The sequence below is a fragment of the Caldimonas mangrovi genome, from assembly GCF_023721835.1.
Taxonomy (GTDB): domain Bacteria; phylum Pseudomonadota; class Gammaproteobacteria; order Burkholderiales; family Burkholderiaceae_C; genus Caldimonas; species Caldimonas mangrovi.
This window is the reverse complement of record NZ_JAMKFE010000020.1, coordinates 44009-61307: the sequence shown is the minus strand read 5'-3', so window position 1 is coordinate 61307 and position 17299 is coordinate 44009. Positions and strand designations below refer to the sequence as shown.

The 17299-nt window shown below is 68.5% G+C and carries 17 protein-coding genes; 7 read left to right on the top strand and 10 right to left on the bottom strand.

The genetic code is table 11. The features are described 5' to 3' along the window. Position 1: 1 nt before the first annotated feature. On the bottom strand, positions 2-1453 hold the full coding sequence (locus M8A51_RS23760; RefSeq protein ID WP_251781058.1) for a CYTH and CHAD domain-containing protein: 1452 nt from the start codon (positions 1451-1453) through the stop codon (positions 2-4). 135 nt (positions 1454-1588) lie between these two features. Here M8A51_RS23760 and M8A51_RS23755 point away from each other — a divergent pair, with 135 nt between their 5' ends. Continuing rightward, on the top strand, positions 1589-2254 hold the full coding sequence (locus M8A51_RS23755; RefSeq protein ID WP_251781057.1) for a hypothetical protein: 666 nt from the start codon (positions 1589-1591) through the stop codon (positions 2252-2254). 15 nt (positions 2255-2269) lie between these two features. Here the strand turns inward: M8A51_RS23755 and M8A51_RS23750 are convergent, their stop codons facing one another. Genes M8A51_RS23750 through M8A51_RS23740 form a run of 3 tightly spaced genes read right to left on the bottom strand, consistent with a single transcriptional unit; the run spans position 2270 to position 4235 of the window. Next, positions 2270-3055, bottom strand: a complete 786-nt coding sequence (locus M8A51_RS23750) for an AraC family transcriptional regulator (RefSeq protein ID WP_251781054.1) — start codon at positions 3053-3055, stop codon at positions 2270-2272. Continuing rightward, positions 3052-3462: a DUF2000 domain-containing protein gene (locus tag M8A51_RS23745; RefSeq protein ID WP_251781052.1), complete on the bottom strand. Its 411-nt coding sequence runs from the start codon at positions 3460-3462 to the stop codon at positions 3052-3054. The genes M8A51_RS23750 and M8A51_RS23745 overlap by 4 nt, the downstream gene beginning before the upstream one ends. Then, positions 3459-4235 (bottom strand): acetoacetate decarboxylase family protein, encoded by a 777-nt coding sequence (locus M8A51_RS23740; protein WP_251781050.1) that lies wholly within the window; start codon positions 4233-4235, stop codon positions 3459-3461. Before M8A51_RS23740 ends, M8A51_RS23745 begins: the two co-directional genes overlap by 4 nt. Positions 4236-4399: 164 nt before the next feature. Here M8A51_RS23740 and M8A51_RS23735 point away from each other — a divergent pair, with 164 nt between their 5' ends. From M8A51_RS23735 to panC, 4 genes are all read left to right on the top strand, one after another. Then, complete coding sequence (locus tag M8A51_RS23735; protein WP_251781049.1) at positions 4400-4609, top strand: DUF3460 family protein; 210 nt, start codon at positions 4400-4402, stop codon at positions 4607-4609. Positions 4610-4669: 60 nt separating this feature from the next. After that, a complete protein-coding gene (locus M8A51_RS23730) occupies positions 4670-5512 on the top strand; it encodes a segregation and condensation protein A (RefSeq protein ID WP_251781106.1) in 843 nt (280 codons plus the stop codon). Between the two features lie 99 nt (positions 5513-5611). Next, positions 5612-6451 (top strand): 3-methyl-2-oxobutanoate hydroxymethyltransferase, encoded by an 840-nt coding sequence (gene panB / locus M8A51_RS23725; RefSeq protein WP_251781047.1) that lies wholly within the window; start codon positions 5612-5614, stop codon positions 6449-6451. 10 nt (positions 6452-6461) lie between these two features. Beyond that, the gene (panC, locus tag M8A51_RS23720) at positions 6462-7304 is read left to right on the top strand and encodes a pantoate--beta-alanine ligase (protein WP_251781045.1); all 843 of its coding nucleotides are present in this window, start codon (positions 6462-6464) and stop codon (positions 7302-7304) included. 3 nt (positions 7305-7307) lie between these two features. Here panC and M8A51_RS23715 read toward each other — a convergent pair whose 3' ends face one another. From M8A51_RS23715 to M8A51_RS23690, 6 genes are all read right to left on the bottom strand, one after another. After that, entirely contained in the window at positions 7308-9248 is a 1941-nt protein-coding gene (locus M8A51_RS23715; protein ID WP_251781043.1) for a lipase family protein, read from the bottom strand. After that, positions 9248-11071, bottom strand: coding sequence for an ATP-binding protein (locus M8A51_RS23710; RefSeq protein WP_251781041.1), 1824 nt, complete (start codon positions 11069-11071; stop codon positions 9248-9250). Before M8A51_RS23710 ends, M8A51_RS23715 begins: the two co-directional genes overlap by 1 nt. 1 nt (position 11072) lies before the next feature. Then, positions 11073-12608: a B12-binding domain-containing radical SAM protein gene (locus M8A51_RS23705; protein WP_251781039.1), complete on the bottom strand. Its 1536-nt coding sequence runs from the start codon at positions 12606-12608 to the stop codon at positions 11073-11075. A gap of 28 nt (positions 12609-12636) precedes the next feature. Further along, positions 12637-13371 carry a response regulator gene (locus tag M8A51_RS23700; protein ID WP_251781038.1) on the bottom strand — a complete coding sequence of 245 codons (735 nt, stop codon included), beginning with the start codon at positions 13369-13371 and terminating at the stop codon, positions 12637-12639. A gap of 116 nt (positions 13372-13487) precedes the next feature. After that, the gene (locus M8A51_RS23695; RefSeq protein ID WP_251781037.1) at positions 13488-13943 is read right to left on the bottom strand and encodes a MaoC family dehydratase; all 456 of its coding nucleotides are present in this window, start codon (positions 13941-13943) and stop codon (positions 13488-13490) included. A 26-nt stretch (positions 13944-13969) separates the two neighbouring features. Beyond that, positions 13970-14590, bottom strand: coding sequence for a ParA family protein (locus M8A51_RS23690; RefSeq protein WP_251781035.1), 621 nt, complete (start codon positions 14588-14590; stop codon positions 13970-13972). A 122-nt stretch (positions 14591-14712) separates the two neighbouring features. Here M8A51_RS23690 and kefF point away from each other — a divergent pair, with 122 nt between their 5' ends. Together kefF and kefC are read left to right on the top strand one after the other, a co-directional pair. Next, entirely contained in the window at positions 14713-15318 is a 606-nt protein-coding gene (gene kefF, locus M8A51_RS23685) for a glutathione-regulated potassium-efflux system oxidoreductase KefF (RefSeq protein ID WP_251781034.1), read from the top strand. A 26-nt stretch (positions 15319-15344) separates the two neighbouring features. Further along, entirely contained in the window at positions 15345-17156 is a 1812-nt protein-coding gene (gene kefC / locus M8A51_RS23680; protein ID WP_251781033.1) for a glutathione-regulated potassium-efflux system protein KefC, read from the top strand. The last annotated feature ends 143 nt before the right edge of the window (positions 17157-17299 follow it).

Here is a 17299-nt window from a genome sequence, read left to right as displayed (position 1 = left end):
ACTACTTCCAGAACGCGGGAGTGCGCCGCAACGCCGCCAGTGCGCCACGACAGCTCAGCAACAAGGCCTCGCGCCGCGCGGCCAGCCAGCCCAGGGCGTAGAGGCTGGACGCGTCGCCACGTCCTCGCAGCAGTTCACGCGCCATGCAGACGTCATTGAACTCGCCGAAGGCCTCCTGCGCGTGCGCCAGCGCCTCCTGGTAGCGCCGCACCGCCTTGCGAGGGAACACGCTCCCCGCGATGTCGACCGCATAGCGCAGCCGCTTGATGCGCTTGCGCAGTACGTGGCGCTGCGCGTCGTCCATCGCATCGAAGCCGTCGATCGCCGCGACGATTCCCCGGTGCCAGCGCTTCAGCCGCCGCGCCGCCGGCGGCGCGAACGGTGCGCCGTCGCCCGGCGTCCGGCAGGCCCAGCCGAGCAGATCCAGCCAGAGCGCCTGGGCCTTTGCGCCGCGCAGCACGTCGGCCGGCGGCGCCCCGTGAGTCTGCTCGATCGAAGCCGCCGGCAGCCCGGCCTCGGCCCATACCGGCCGCAACAGCGCGGCGATCACGTCGCAGTCGCGCGCGGCGCCGAAACGCGCGAACAGGTCGGCAGCCGCGGCGCCGAGCGGCGCCAGCTCCGGCGCACCGTCCCAGCCACGGAAGAAGCGCACGGCAGCGCGCAGCCGGCGCAGGCCGACGCGCAGCTGATGCAGGTGTTCTGCGCCGTCCGCTCCAGCGGCCTGCCCGCCGGCCAGTTCGCTGGCGTTGGCCAGCAGGTGCTGCAGCGAAGCCCGCGCGACGGACTGCCACGCCTGCGGCACGGTGGCGCCGCCCGGCAACCGCACGGCCGGCGCCTTGACCGGATCGCCTGTCACCTCGCCGTTCGCCAGCCGGGCGCCGCGCTCGGCCTTCGAGCGGATGTCGATCCACAAGCCATGCCGCAAGGCCCAGCGTCGCGCCACGTCGAGCACCGCTTGCGGCGAACCGTCGACCAGCTCGATCTCCAGTTCGCACACCGGCCACCGCCGCTCGTGCGCGATGATCTGGCCGACGTCCAGCGCCAGTTCCAGCTGCTGCCGGCCGGCACGCAGCAGACGCGTGCGCCGCACGATGTCGGTGCGGTAGCGTTCCTGCAGCGGCTGCGCTGCATCGGTCAGCAGTTGCAGCAGGCGTTGCCCGCCGGACGTGCCGGCATGGCGCCGGGGGTCTATCGTCTCGCCCGGTCGCAACGCGACGTTGTGCTCGAAGCGGGTCAGCACGTCGGTGCCGGCCGCCTTCAGGGTCTGCACGCGGCGCCGTCCTTCCTGGCGCACCCGCAAGGCCATGCCCGCTCGGGCCAGATCGCCGCCCGGCGTGTCGAAGTACACCGCCCTCAGCCTCTCCCGCCGGGCGGTGCCCCCGCGGGCCAGCGCAGCATCGATCGCGGCACGTGTTGCCGGCGGCACCTGCAGCTTGATTTCGAATTCCTGCATCTCGGTATCAGAAGGCCCTGGCGTCGTGCGCCGGAAAATGTCGTTCGGCCCTGGAAACAGGGGGGGCGCGCCCGGATTATCCGGCCCGCTCCTGCGCTATCCTGACGCCCGCCTTCCGTATCCAGATGCCGACCCGTGGGACTTCTCGACGATCTCAAGCGCCAGGCGCAGGCACGCCAATCCGAGCAGCAGACCGACACTGCGGCGCGAGCGCGCAACACCGCACTGGCCGAGGCGGCCTGCAAGAGTGCCTTCCAGTACTGGCTCGAGCTCGCCAAGCAGCTCAACGTGCTGCAGCCGACCTCGCCGGTGCGCTACGTGCTCGACGGCCGCAACGTCTTCGAGCAGTTGAACATGGCCGATTTTCGCGTCGATGCGAGGCGCCAGTCGCTGCACGGCCAGCCATGCCATGAATACGTCCAACTGCTGTGCCTGCTGCGTTCGGGCCGGCAGATCGTGTTGACGCGGGACTTTCCGACCGAGATCGACAAGCTGGCCGGCCGACTGCGCACCTCGGGCGTCGACTTCCACAGCGAAAGCGTGCGCGACGCCGAGACCGGGCGCTACCTGCACACCCGCTTCGAGTTCACCGCGGATTTCATGGCGGGCGTCAAGCTGCAGCCGGTGCACGAGCACGGCGTCGTGCAGTTCCACGTCTTCAACTTCGAGGGTTTCGAGAGCCTGCTGCTGGAGGTGCCGGCCTTTGAAGTGTCCCAGGTGCTGCTCGACGAATTGTCCAAGCTGGTGCTGGGCCAACCGAACCGCTTCATACAGCACGGGCGGCTGCTGCGCCGCAGCTGATGTCTCGGCCGCGGGCTACACCCCCTCTCGTCCGTAACGCGAAGGCGTGACGCCGAAGCAGCGCCGGAACCACCGCGCGAAGTGCGCCTGGTCGGCGAAACCGCAGGCGGCGGCCACCTCGGCGGCCGTCTCGCCGTCTCTCAACATGGCCTTGGCTCGCGTGATGCGGGCCAGGCGCGCGTAGTGCGCCGGCGTCAACCCGACCGCGGCACGAAACAGGCGATGTGCATGCTCGCGCGACATCCCCAGCCGGCGTGCCAGCGCGGGCAGGTCGGGTGCAGCCGCATCGTCATCCTGCAGCAGCGTGCACAAGGCGTTCACGCGCGGATCGCGCGGACGCTGCGCGGTCGCTGGTGCTCGCTCGGCGGCGCCCGCCAGGATGCGCCGCAGCAACGCCGGCAAGCGGCTCGCATCACCGGCCACGGCCGCCCCCAGTGCGTCCGCCAGACCGGCGTCACGCCACACCGCCCCCTGCCGCGCCGGCAATGGATCGGCCGGCCAGCCTGTCGTCGATGCCACCCATGTCGGCGGCACGTAGAGCATCACCATCTCGAAGCGCCCGGCGCTTGCGCCCGCCGTATGCAGGGCCTGCGGCGCCATCACGACCAGGTCGCCCGCAGCGGCCCCATGGGGTCGGCCCTCGCACGCGAATTGGCAGACGCCGGCGAGGATCGCGCCGACACTCCATTCGGCATGTGCATGCAGCGCGAACCGTGCATCGGGCTCGGTCGCGATCAGGGCTTCGGCACGCCCGCAACCAGGCATCGGCAAGGGTTTCAGGCGGGACGGGACGGTTGTCATCGGAGCAAGGGTAACGCGCCCGTCAGGCGCCGGACCCATGCCGACGGTCCCGCGAGCGCGAGTCCCAGCATCGGCTCACGGGCGTGGGCACTGCCGGCGTGCCGCTGGCGGTATTCCTCGGCCGTGTGTATCGCCTGCGCGTAGCGCGGAAAGAGCACGCAGTGCGCGTCCGCCGGCCGCGGCTGCGCGAGCCGCAGCATCAGCCGCTCGAAGCTGGCCGCGTCACCACACAGCACGGCGATGGGCAACGGGGAGCTGGACAAGCTGCCGAACCCCGTCGCGTCGCACAGCGGCTGCCCGGCCAGTGCGGGGACACCGGCGCCCAGGCCGACCGCCAGACAGGCCGCCACATTGGCGCCCTGCCCTGCAGGCAGCGTGCCGTCCACGACGATGGCAACGCGCGTCATGCGTCGGCCGCGCCCACGACCGTGAGCGCCGCCCACCCCACGCTGGCGTCCCCCGTCTGCAAGGGGCCGAGCAGGCCGAGTTCCTCGACGGGGTGATCGGTCAGCGTCAGCTGCGCCGTGGCGGCATGCCAGCCGGCCTCGACGCGCCGGTCGATGCGCGAGCGCACGAAGTGCGGCTCGGGCAGCGCCTGGGCATCGCGCAGGTCCGGCCAGCCGACGGCACCGAGCGTGGGCGCGGCAAAAAAACCGAGCGCCGGCCCGGGTTCGCCTGTCAGCACCAGCCGGGCCTCGAGCAACCGGCGGTCCTTGACGCACAGGCTGGCGCCGAGGGCTGTGCCGGCCGTCAGCGGCGCGGCGGCGGCGTGGTCGAGCGGCAGGCTGCGGGTGAGCCAGGTGCGGCCCATCTTCTTCGGCCAGCCCTGCAACAGGCCGCGCAGCAGGGAGACATCCTGGTCGACATAGATGAAGGGGCAAAAATTGAGACGCTCGCCGGACGGTGTCTCGGACTCGAGCACGACGATGGTCTCGCGGTATTGCGCATAGACCGGATCGAGCAGTTCGATGCCGCCGTCGCTGCAGGCCTGCCAGTCGGCGAAGTGCACGCAGCCGCGCCCGGTGAGGCGGCCGCGCGCCGGCGGCAGCAACTGGGCGCCCTGGGCGGGGTCGCAGGTGAACGCGACATTGATCAGCCAACCGGCATAGTGCCATGGCGGCGGCGGCACCAGCGCGCTGCGGCCGCTGGCGGTAAACGGGGCGGTGAAACTGCGGTACATCGAGCGGCTCCGGAAAGGACGACGCCCCGAGGCTAGGCCGGCCGGCCCCCCCGCGTCTTGAACGCCAGTGACATCCTGCGCACCGCTGCTCGCCGCACCCGGGGGCTCGGGCCGGTAAAATCGTCGGCTTCACTGCAGCGGCACGGTGCCGCGCCCCCACTGCCATGCCTCTGTTCTGGAAACCCTACAAGTCGGAAGTCACGCAGTTCATCGAGGAACTGAAGAGCAGGAACCCCAAGCTGGAAGACGAGCAGCGCAAGGGCCGTTCGCTGCTGTGGGACCGCGAGCTCGACCGTGACGCCCTGTCGGAGTACCAGTCCGCGCGCGTGCCGCAGCAGCCTTACGTCTACCAGACGAAGAACTCCTCGCGCTGACACACGCCCGCCCGGCACCGTGAAGTGACGACCGACCTGCCGGCGCCCGGCGCGCCAGAGCTGACCTCGCCCGACACCGGGCCCGGCGACATCGCCGCGGCCGGGTTGCCCGAGGTGGTGGACACCGTTGCGGTGGCCCGGCTCTACGGCGCCCCGCTGTTCCAGATGCCGCAGGACCTGTACATCCCGCCGGACGCACTGGAGATCTTTCTCGAGGCTTTCGAAGGCCCGCTGGACCTGCTGCTCTACCTGATCCGCAAGCAGAACTTCAACATTCTCGACATCCCGCTGGCCGACGTCACGCGCCAGTACCTGAGCTACGTCGACCAGATCCGCACGACCAACCTGGAACTCGCCTCCGAGTACCTGTTGATGGCGGCCATGCTGATCGAGATCAAGTCGCGGATGCTGCTGCCGCCGAAGAAGACGGAGGAAGGCCAGGAACCCGAAGACCCGCGCGCCGAACTGGTGCGCCGCCTGCTCGAGTACGAGCAGATGAAGATGGCGGCGGCCAAGCTCGACCAGCTGCCGCTGCTGGGCCGCGACTTCCTGCGGGCGCAGGTCTACATCGAGCAGTCGCTCAAGCCGCGCTTTCCGGACGTCAGCGTCAATGAGCTGCGCGAGGCCTGGCTCGACATTCTCAAGCGCGCCAAGCTGACCCAGCACCACAAGATCACCCGTGAGGAGCTGTCGGTCCGCGAGCACATGAGCATGGTGCTGCGCACCTTGCAGGGGCGGCGTTTCGTCGAGTTCCAGGACCTGTTCGAACCGACCCGCGGGCCGCAGGTGCTGGTGGTCACTTTCATCGCCATGCTGGAACTGTCTCGCGAGCGGCTGATCGAGGTGACCCAGGCCGAGGCGTTTGCACCGATCTACGTGCGGCTGGCCTATCAGCCGGCCTGAGTTAGGGTCGCAACTCCAACGCACTGTCTTGTGCGTTGCAGCAAACGCAACGCGCGCTCGCTAGAATCCGCTCCACCTTCGCTGCCCTTCCACGGTGTCATGAGTTCACACGCCACGCCCGAAGCGGGTGCCGCCGGCCGCAAGCCGGTCACGCTGCACCGCCTGCGCGAAATGCACGCCGCGGGCGAGAAGATCGCCATGCTGACCTGCTATGACGCCAGCTTCGCCCGGCTGCTGGACGATTGCGGCGTCGATTGCCTGCTGGTCGGCGATTCGCTCGGCATGGTGCTGCAGGGCCAGCCGTCGACACTGCCGGTCACGCTCGACGAGGTGGTGTACCACACGAAATCAGTCACACGCGGCAACCGCAGCGCATGGCTGATCGCCGACCTGCCCTTCGGCAGCTACCAGGGCTCGCGCGAGCAGGCGCTGCACAGCAGCGTCGCGCTGATGCAGGCAGGTGCCCAGATGGTCAAGATCGAGGGCGGCGGCTGGACGGCCGAAACAGTGCGCTTCCTGGTCGAGCGCGGCATCCCCGTGTGCGCCCACCTCGGCCTCACCCCCCAGAGCGTGCACGCGCTGGGCGGCTACCGCGTGCAGGGGCGCGGCGAATCGCAGGCGATGACGCTCAAGCACCACGCCGCCGAGCTGGCCGATGCCGGAGCCACGATGCTGGTGCTCGAACTGGTGCCAGGTGCGCTGGCCGCCGAGATCGGCGCGCTGAACCCGGGCCTGATGACCATCGGCATCGGGGCCGGCCCGCAATGTGCTGGACAGGTGCTGGTGCTGCACGACATGCTGAACGTCACGCGCGGCAAGTTGCCGCGTTTCGTTCGCAATTTCATGGCCGGCGCGTCCGGGATCGAGGAAGCCGTGCGCCTGTACGTGCAGGACGTGAAGAACGGCCGCTTCCCCGACCCCGAACGGCACAGTTACTGAGACCGCTGTCATGCGCATCGTCCACACCATCCCCGAGCTGAGGCAAGCCCTGGCCGGCGCCACCAAGACGGCCTTCGTGCCGACGATGGGCAACCTGCACGAGGGCCACCTGTCGCTGGTCAAGCTCGCGAAGGAACGCGGCGGCCCGGTGGTCGCGAGCATCTTCGTGAACCGGCTGCAGTTCGCACCGCATGAAGATTTCGACACCTATCCGCGCACCTTCGAGCGCGACTGCGACCTGCTGCGCAGCGTGGGGTGCAACGTGGTGTTCGCGCCGAACGAGGAAGAACTCTACCCGGAGCCGCAGGTCTTCAAGGTGATCCCGCCGCCGGCCCTGGCCGACATCCTCGAAGGCGAGTTCCGGCCCGGGTTCTTCACCGGCGTGTGCACGGTGGTGCTCAAGCTCTTCAACTGCGTGCAGCCGCGCATCGCTGTGTTCGGCAAGAAGGACTACCAGCAGCTGATGGTGGTCCGCCGCATGGCGCAGCAACTGGCGCTGCCGACCGACATCGTCGCCGGCGACACCGCGCGGGCCGAGGACGGGCTCGCGCTGTCGTCGCGCAACATGTACCTGAGCGAGGCCGAGCGGGCCGAGGCGGTGCAACTGTCGATGACGCTGCGCCACGTACAGCTCGCGCTGCGCAACGGCACCGCCGCCAACCTGCCGGCGCTGGAACGCGAAGCGATGGACGGCCTGCGCAGCCGCGGCTGGCAGCCCGACTACGTGGCGATTCGCTGCCGCGCCGACCTGCAGCCGCCGACGCCCGTGCAACGCGAGGCCGGTGAACCGCTGGTGGTGCTGGCGGCCGCGCGGCTGGGCAAGACCCGGTTGATCGACAACCTCGAGATCTGAGACTCAGGCCCCCGGAGCCGACTGCAGCAACGACTGCAGCCGCGAGCGGATCTGCTCGACGGTCGCACGGTGCTCGAAGTAGGCCGTATGGAAGGCCGGCGACGCGTCCAGCGCGTCGACCAGGCCGGCCAGCGCCGACTGCTTGGGCACGATGCCGTCGCCGTCGGCCTCGAAGCCTGCCCAGTCCTCGATGACGCGCCGCCACAGCCGCTCTTCCAGCGGGTTGTCGTCGCCGGGGCCCCATTCCGAACCCCATACCCACATGCCCTCCGGCATGCCCTTGCCGCGCGCCATGCGGGCCACGCCCGCCGGCTCCACGTCGCGGAAACCGGGGGGGATGTCGTAGGCGAGTGCGCGCTCGAGGATCAGCAGGTCGACCATCTGCTGCTTGTCGAGCACGCCGGAGGCGATATCGCGAAACCAGCCCACCACCCCGGCCACCCCTGACCAACGCCTGCCGATGCGGCGGAACACACCGGTACCCTGGTGTGGGGCGCCGGCGGTCAGCGCGTAGAAGCGCCACTGCGGCCAGCGCTGGCGCAAGCGCTGCAGCGCGAAGCGCGCGACGTTGCCGCCGCGCGAGTGCGCCAGCAGCACCAGCGTGCCGGAACGCTGGTCGCCGATGACGTCGCGGTCGATCGCGTCGACCAGCTGGTTGATGTTGCGCGTCACGCGCAGGAAGCTGTCGTGCTCGAAGCGCCAGGCGCAGTGTTCGTTGAGCAGCGCCATCTTCTTCCACGGCCCTTCAGGCGCGGGGTCTGCGCTGAGCCAGGCTCCGAAGCCGCCGCGCACCGAGCTCAGGCCACCGTGCACCAGCACCACATGGCAGTTCGCCACGGCCGCCTCGGGCCGATGCGCCAGCGCGGGGCGCGAGGCGGGTGCAAGCCGGGCCCCCAGCTTCTCGACCAGTCGCATCTGGTCGACGGTCGGCTCTGGCTGGTCGAACGTGCGTGCCCAGTAGGTCTCGTCCTCCTTGAGCCGGTGCACGAAGGTCGGATCGCGGTCGGCGATGGTCTTCCTGACGCCGAGCCAGCGCAACATGCGCATCGCCTGGCGCTTGATCCACGCCACCGTGCTTTCCTGCAGCTCGAAAGTGAACACCGGCACGGCGACCAGCAGCCCGACACCGGGACGCAGCGTGCGTCGCACCAACGGCGCCTGCGCGGAGCGCTCGTCGTGCAACCACAGGGGCTCGCCCTTCTTCAGGTAGAGCAGATCCTCCGAGAAGCCGACGCCGTCGCCACGGTAGCTGCACGGCTGCCATGGCGTGCGGTCGACCGAGGCATCGTCGGACGGTTCGGGCGGTGTCCATCCCCGCGGCGCGCAGCCACCCCAGTACAGCCGGGTTTCGACCTCCAGCTGCACGACCACACGCTTGTTGCGCCATGCGGCGGGAATCTGCTCGGACAGCTCCTGCACCAGTTCGGCGGCCGTCTCGGCCAGCGGCAGCCGCATGTTCAACGGCTTGTCGTGCCGGCGAACGATGGGGGCCATCCACCAGATCGGCGGCTGCCACACATGCAGCCGCTGCACCGACGGGTCCTTCGCCACGCTGTCCGAGACCATCTCGTGGCTCCAGACGTCCTGGTGGTCGGTGCACGGCAATCCGTGCATGTGCTCGCTCATGCGCGTTTCCTGGCGCAGCAGGTAGTCGATGCCTTCGACGTAGGGGGCCAGCTCGGGCGAATACCATTGCGCACGGTTCGCCTCGAAGCGCTCGAGCACCTCGTGCGCGCACAGGCACGCCTCGACCGTCTCGATCTTCGGCGGCTCGCGGCGTCTTGCCGGACGGGCTCTGGACTCGGGACCCGGTTCGTCCGTGTCGGCCAGCGCCGCAATGCCGGGCATCGCCGAGGCAGCGGCGTAAGCGAACATCGAATCGCCGGGACTCGGCTCATCGTCGAGCAGGAACTCGAGCCGCACGCTGGAGGGACGGGTCGCCATCAGCGGCTCCTCACATTGAGCTTGAACGCGATCATCGAGCGCAGCTTGTTCGGCACCACCGGCTTGATCAGCAGGTGGAAGTCATGTTTCTGTGCCTCGGCATCGAGCGTCGCCGTGGTGCTGCCCGTCACCATGATCGCCGGCAGCTTCGGCCCGAACTGCTCGCGCAGCATCACCAGCGCGTCGATGCCGTTGCTGGTGTGGTCGAGCCGATAGTCCACGATCGCCAGGTCCGGTTCCTGGCCCTGCTGGTGCGCTTGCTCGGCCCACTGACGACACGCCCCCAGAGACTCGAACGCCGCCACCGTCGCGCCCCACCCCTTGAGCAGCACTTCCAGGCCTTCGCGCACCGACGGTTCGTCTTCCACCACGACGATCAGCCGTCGGTCCAGCGTCAGCCCCAGGGGGGCCTTGCTCGGCGCCATTTCGGCCGCGCGCTGCGCCTTTCCGATCGGCACCACCAGCGAGAACACCGTGCCGTGCCGAGGCCGCGAGCGCAGCGTCAGCGGCGCGTCCATCAGGTCGGCCAGCCGCCGCACGATCGCCAGCCCCAGCCCCAGCCCCTTGCGCTGGTGCGGCGGCAGCGGCTGGTCCGGCTGCACCTGGTAGAACTCCTCGAAGATTTTCTCCTGCTCGGACTCCCGGATGCCGATGCCCGAGTCCCACACCTGCAGCAGCAGCTTGTCGCCACGCGGCCGGCACGACACCAGCACGCCGCCGTCGTCGGTGTAGCGGATCGCGTTGGAGATCAGGTTGCGCACGATGCGGTCGACCAGCACCGGGTCGGCGAACGCGAAGTGCTGCTCGCCCCTGAACTTCAGCTCCAGCCCTTTCTCGAACGCGATCGGCTCGTAGTGCAGGCGCTGCCGCGCGAAGATCTCGCGCAGCCCGAAGTTCTGCGGCCGGCTCTCCACTGCGCCGGTGTCGATCTTCGTGATGTCGAGCAGCTCGCTGAACAGCCCCTCCAGTGCGTCGACCGAGCTGTTGATGCTGTTGACCAGCTGGATCACCTCTTCGTCACGGCTTTTGTTGCGCAGGGCTTCGGCGAACAGGCCCACCGCGTGCAGCGGCTGGCGCAGGTCGTGGCTGGCAGCGGCGAAGAACTGCGTCTTCGCGCGGTTGGCGACCTCGGCGGCGTTGCGAGCCTCCTCGGCGGCTTCCTTCTCGACGCGCAGTTGCTCGGCCAGCTGCTCGGTGCGCAGCTTCAGTTCGATCACGCGCTCCATGGCCTGGCGGTAGTTGCGGCCGAGCACGGCTGTCATGCCCATCGTCAGCAGCAGCACGCCGGCCAGCTCATAGCTGTACAGCGTGCGCTCGGCCGCGATGCTCGCGATGGTCGGCACGAAGCACAGGCCCAGAAAGGCGAGGAACAGCTTGCGATGCTCGGCAAGGACCGGCACCGACGCCACGCAGAAGCTGTAGATCGTGATGACGAGCCCGATCTGCTGTATGGCGTCGCCCTGGCTGTAGAAGAGCCAGGCAGCCATGCCCCACATGGCCCCTGACGCCAGCACGCCTGCATTCCAGCGCTTCTGCCACACCGTGAAGTCGGTGTTCGGGTCGAGCTGGATGGCGGCGAAGCGCCGGGCGATCCAGGCGCGGTATACCCACACGAAAGCGAACGTGACGGCCCAGGACGCCAGCATCGCGGGCGGCGCGAAGGTCGCGTACAGCATCACGACCACCGTGCTGCCGATCAAGTTGCCCAGCAAGCTCGAGGCGGTGTATGCGTAGAGGTTGCGGACGTGATCCGGCAGATCGGCGCGTTGCCCCAGCGGCAAGGTGACCTCCGGAGGACTGGGCAGGATCTTGGTGTCGCGCATGTCAGGCGGCCATCTTTCTTCGGGTGGGGCTCTCGAGGTTGAAGACCTGTTGCGAGCTGCGCCAGTGCGGCAGCGCGCGCCCCTCGCCGTCAGAGACGAGCGTCGGGCTGCAGATATCGAGACGGTGGGACTCCGAATCGAAATCGTCGTCCGCGAAGGGGATCACTTCCGGCGGCAGGGCATCCGTCCCCGCCATGAAGGTTCGCCCGGGCACGGGATCGAACCGGGTGGCGTGCATGTCGCCTACGTCCAGCGCAGCGGCCGTCCAGGACCCTCTGCGCAACAGGCGGGGCAGGTCGTCGGCCAGTTTCGCGAGGCGATTCACCGGCGAATAGATGCGTCGCATCGTCTCGCGATAGGCGCCGAGGAATTCATGCAGAGGATTCTTCTGAGGCTGCAGCACGAGCGTGTAGGCACTGAAGTCGTACAGGTTCGCATGTGGCAGGAACATGGGCTGCTCGCTGGCCGCCATGCGGGTGAAGAACGGCGTCCCGGGGATCGGCGTCTCGAACGACACGAAGCTCGGGACGTGCAGGCCGCACCGGTCCAGGTGCTCGGGCAACGCGCGAATATACGCGGCGTCGTCGTGCAATGGACTGACGATCAGCCCGCCAATGACCAGTATTCCTTCGTCGCGAGCCTGCGCGATCGCCTGGGCCATCTTGCCGATGTTGTTCTGCGGCTTGTCGATGTCTTTCAGCGTGACCGGATTGAAGGTTTCCAGCCCGACGAAGACCGAGCGGCAGCCGCAGTCGTACATCAGCTTGAGCAGGTCCCGGTTGGCGATGACGTTGAAGGTCAGGCAGGCACCCCAGCGCACGTCCAGCGGCTTGAGCGCCAGGCACAGCTCCCGGAACCACTTCAGGTTGCCGGCCAGGTTGTTGTCGTAGAAGACGATCAGGCGCCGTTTCCAGCTCGCCACGCCGAGTTGTCGCAGCGTGGCCTGGCCGGCGAGGATGTCGCGCACCACGTTCTTGACTGGACGCACTTCGTGACGGGTGCCCAATGCCGTCAGCGCACAGAAATCGCACGCGTAAGGGCAGCCGCGCGTCGCCTCGACCGACAGGGGAAAAATCTGCTTGTGTGCGACGCCCTCGATCGCAGGCACCGGCACGCTGTCGGCCTCGTAGCCGCCCGACCGGTAGAGCGGCTGCAGGCGTCCGGCGCGGGCATCGGCCGCGATGCGGGGCACGGTGTCCTCCGGGTCGCCCACCACCACAGCGTCGAAGTAGGGGCGGCACAGGTGCGGGTAGTTGCTGGCCATGCCGCCGCCGAGCACGGTCCGCGCGCCACGGCGGCGGAAGTAGTGGCTGATCTGGCGCGCCCGGTCGAAGTCGGCATGGACGCACGACAGAAAGACCAGGTCGTAGCTGCGCGACCAATCCGGATCTTCCCAGGTGTCGTTGACGATCTCGACGTCGCACCAGTCCGGCAGCAGCGCGGCCACCAGCGGCCCGATCTGCGGCTGCAGGCCACCGCGATGATGCGCGCCGCGGCGGTGGTAGTCGGTGAAGACCGCAATGATGGCGACGCGCATGCAAGCCCCGCGGGATGACGGTTGCGGCTCAGCGCTGTGTGGGGCGCCAGGTCGAGAAAGCTCCGTGTTGCTGTGTCATCTGGCTCACCGCCAGCACCGCCTGCGTGCGCGAGTTGACGCCGAGCGCGCGCAACACCGCCGCGACGTGGTCCTTGACGGTTTCAACCGACAGGTTCAGCTCGCGGGCGATCAGCTTGTTGGGCTTGCCCTGCAGCAGCAGCGCCAGCACGTCGGTCTGCCGCGGTGTCAGGCCCAGCGACGCCAGCGAAGGCTGGGTCTGGTAGCCCGACTGGGCCGCCACCCCGCCGACCGACGGCGCGAACCCCGGCGGTGCCGGTGGCTCGACCGGCACGCTGCCGCCGCTGTCGATGCCCATGCTCATCGGCGGCACGTAGACGCCGCCCGACATCACCATGCGCAGCGCCTCGAACAGGGTTTCGTTCGAGGCCCGCTTCGGCACAAAGCCCATGGCGCCCATGTCGATCGCGCGGATCACGTCGCTGGTGCGATCGGAAGCGGAGATGACGACCACCGGCAGCGCCGGGTAGGTCTGGCGCATCTCGGCCAGCAGGTCGAAGCCGTTGGCATCGCCCAGGTGCAGATCGAGCAGCACCAGGTCGTAGTCGGGGTCCTGTTGCAGCGTCTCGCGCGCGGCGCGCCCGCTGGAGGCACCGACGACCCGCACGTCGTCGCCCAGTCCCTGGATGACGCTCTGGAGGGCGGAAAGAATCAGCGGATGGTCATCGACCAGCAGTACCTTCATGCGCTCCTCCAACAGCCTGTCAACATCATCAGTCGCCATACGACGGCAAGGATGCTAACCCGGCAACCGGTCGATCGGGTCCCCCATTAAGAGGGATTCACCCCCTGTCGACCCTTTCAGGGGTAGCGGCGGGAGACGGACTCCGCTACGCACACGGGCTTGGCCGACCCTTCGCGCTCGATGCTCACCTCGATCGTCAACTGCACGCCGTTGTTGTCGACCGGCTCGAAGCCCAGCAGCTTGAAATGCGCCCGCAGCCGGCTGCCCACCGGCACCGGTGCCGGGAAACGCACCTTGTTCAAGCCGTAGTTGATGCCCATGCGCGAGTGCTTCACCTCGAAGCCGGTCGCAAAGAACGCCGGCAGCAGGCTGAGCGTCAGGAACCCGTGGGCAACGGTCGTGCCGAACGGCCCGGCCTGGGCGCGCTCAGGGTCGACATGGATCCACTGGTGATCGCCGGTCGCTTCAGCGAAGCGGTCGATGCGTTCCTGGTCGACGGCGATCCAGTCGCTGGCGCCGAGCGATTCGCCGACCAGCGGCGCGAGGTCTTGCAGGTGTTCGAAGGTTTTCATGAGGTCCTTGGGGAAAGACGACTCGCTCATCCGTGGTCGACCCAGCGGACGATCGGCTGCCATTGTTCCAGGTCGCGCTCGACGCGGCTCGGGGCCACGTCCCACAGCGTCAGGCCGCGGGCGGCGAGCTGGATGTAGTTCTGCGTGTCGCGCACGTAGCCGATCACCGGCACTTCGAGCGTGGCGACGAAGGCCTTGAGCTGGTCGGCCGCGATGGTGCCGTCCTTCACGCGCATGCCGACCACGCCGACCTGCACCTTGTCGGACTTGCGATGCGCGTGCACTTGGTCGAGGAAGGTGCGGGTGGCATAGATGTCGAAGATGCTCGGCTGCAGCGGCACCACGATCTTGTCGGCCAGCTTCATCAGCTCGTCGAAGCGCTTGCCGTGCAGGCCGGCGGGCGTGTCGAGCACCACGTGCGTGGTGCCCTTCGGCGGCTTGACGACGTCGTCGTGCGTGGCGTCCCAGCTGGCAATGGGGCGCGCCGCCTGCGGGCGCAGCGACAGCCAGGTGCGCGAGGACTGCTGCCGGTCGATGTCGCCGAGCATCACCTTGTGCCCTTGCAACGCGAGATAGCCAGCGAGGTTGGTCGACAGCGTCGACTTGCCCACACCGCCCTTCGGATTGGCCACCACGATCACCGGCATCGCATCCTCCGCCCGTCTATGGAATCGGGTAATGTTAGCGGCGCCCGGCGTGAGCGGTCTCAAGACAAACCACGACGGTGCGTAGACCGCCCGTCGCCTGCGCGACACCTCCGAAGTCCGACATGCCCCGTCTCCTGGTTCTCGCTGCGCACCCGCAACTGCACCTGTCTCACGTCAACACGTCGCTGCTGCAAGCCGCACGCAGCCTGGGCGGCGAGGTCGCGGTGCGCGACCTGTATGCGCTGTATCCCGACTACCTGATCGACGTGCGGGCCGAGCAGCAGGCATTGCGCGAGGCCGATCTGATCGTCTGGATGCACCCCATCCAGTGGTACAGCATGCCCGCGCTGATGAAGCTCTGGCTCGACGAGGTGCTGACCTACGGCTGGGCCTACGGCCGTGCGGGTGACGCCTTGCACGGCAAGGACGTGTGGCTGGTCGCCTCCACCGGCGGGCCGGAATCGTCATACCACCCGGCCAGCTACAACCGCTATTTCTTCGACGCCTTCCTGCCGCCCTATGAGCAGACCGCCGCGCTGTGCGGGCTGCGCTTCCTGCCGCCGCTGCTGCTGCACGGCGCGCACACCGTGGCCGAGCCGGTGCTGCAGCAGCACGTGCAGCTGTTCACCGAACGGCTGCGCAGCTACCCGCGCTGGCCCGAGATCGATCAGATGGCCGATTGCCCGAGCTGCGACGTGCCTCCCTCGGCCCGCCCCACCGCAGCATAAGCCCCGACTTCCGCAGAAAGCAGCGCATGGAAGCTTCCACCTGGCTGACCAATTCCCTCGTCTATCTGGCCGCCGCAGTGATCGCGGTCCCGCTGGCCAAGGCCCTCGGCCTGGGCGCCATCCTCGGCTATCTCGTGGCCGGCATGGCGATCGGGCCCTGGGGCCTGAGCCTCCTGAGCGAGGCACAGCAGATCCTGAGCTTCTCGGAGTTCGGCGTGGTGCTGATGCTGTTCCTGGTCGGCATGGACCTCGAGCCGTCCCGTCTCTGGGCGTTGCGCAAGCCCATCTTCGGCTGGGGCGGCGTGCAGGTGCTCACGAGCACCTTGCTGATCGCCCTGCTCGGGCACGCCGCGGGGTGGTCGTGGCAGGTCAGCGTGGTCGCGGGCTTCGGGCTCAGCATGTCTTCCACCGCGATCGCGCTGGGCGTGCTCGGCGAGCGCCACCTGCTGCAGCGGGAGGCCGGCCGTTCGGTGTTGTCGATCTCGTTGTTCCAGGACGTCGCCTCCATCCCCTTTCTCGCCCTGCTGCCGCTGCTCGGCTCGGCCGCGCATGCCGGCGACACCGGTGGCACCGGCGCGGCACTGAAGGCCGTGGCGATGGTGGCGGCCGTCGTGCTGGGCGGGCGCCTGCTGCTGCGGCCGCTGTTGCACTGGATCGCCAAGAGCGACTCGCGCGAGATCTTCACTGCCGCATCGCTGCTGCTGGTCGTCGCCATCGCCGCGCTGATGCAGGCCGTCGGCATGTCGATGGCGCTGGGCGCCTTCCTGGCCGGCGTGCTGCTGGCCGACAGCGAATATCGGCGCCAACTGCAAACCGATATCGAGCCGTTCAAGGGCTTGTTGATGGGTCTGTTTTTCATGGCCGTCGGCATGTCGATCGACTTTTCGGTGGTGCTGGCCAACGCCGGCGTGATCGCGTTGGTGCTGGTGTGCTTCCTGTCGCTCAAGCTGCTGGTGATGTGGGGCATCGCACGCGGCATGCCGATCCCGCGTCCGGAACGGGCCGTCTTCATGCTGCTGCTGGCCCAGGGCGGCGAGTTCGGTTTCGTCGTGCTGCAAGCCGGTGCACTGAGCGGCGTGCTCGACGCGTCCACCGCCTCCATCCTGGTCGCGGTCATCGCCTTGTCGATGCTGCTGACCCCCTTGCTGCTGGTGGTCGTCGACAAGCTGCTGTCACCCCGGCTCACCGGGCACGACGCCCCGCCCGTGGCCGAATTGACCGAACCGCAAGAAGCACCGGTGCTGATCGCCGGCTTCGGCCGCTACGGCCAGGTGATCGGCCGCCTGCTCTATGCGAATGGTGTCCGCGCGACGGTGCTCGACCACGATCCCGACCAGGTCGAGGCCATCCGCCGCTTCGGCTGGCGCGTGCACTACGGCGACGCCACGCGGCTGGACCTGCTGCGGATCGCCGGCGCAGACCAGGCGCGCGTGCTGGTCATCGCCGTCGACGATATCGAGCAGAGCCTGCAGATCGCCGACCTGGCACGCGAGCACTTTCCCCACCTGCACATCGTCGCCCGCGCGCGCAACGTGACGCACTGGTACGAGCTGCGCCGGCGCGGCGTCACCGACATCGAACGCGAGACGCTCGATTCGGCATTGACGAGTGCTCGCACGGTGCTGGAGGCGATGGGGTGGCATCCCCACCATGCACGGCAGCTGGCGATGAGGTTCCGGCGGCACACCGTCGAGCAGTTGGAGGCGCAGTTGCCGCACTATCGCGATCAGGCAAAGCTGATCGCGATCGCCAAGCAGGGGCGGCAGCAACTGGAGGAGCTGTTTGCGCAGGAGCGGCAAAGCCTGGAGAGTCGCAAGCGGGAGGGATGGGGGCAGTGATGCAGCTTTGCTTTGCTTGGCGTGCTTCTTGTGGCGCTGTGCCTCATTGCACTGCCGTGCCGGGAGTCCGCCCCGGCGGGCGGGTAACTTTCATTTGGCTGGCCCAAATGAAAGTCACCAAAGCAAAGGGCCTGAAGAAGAAC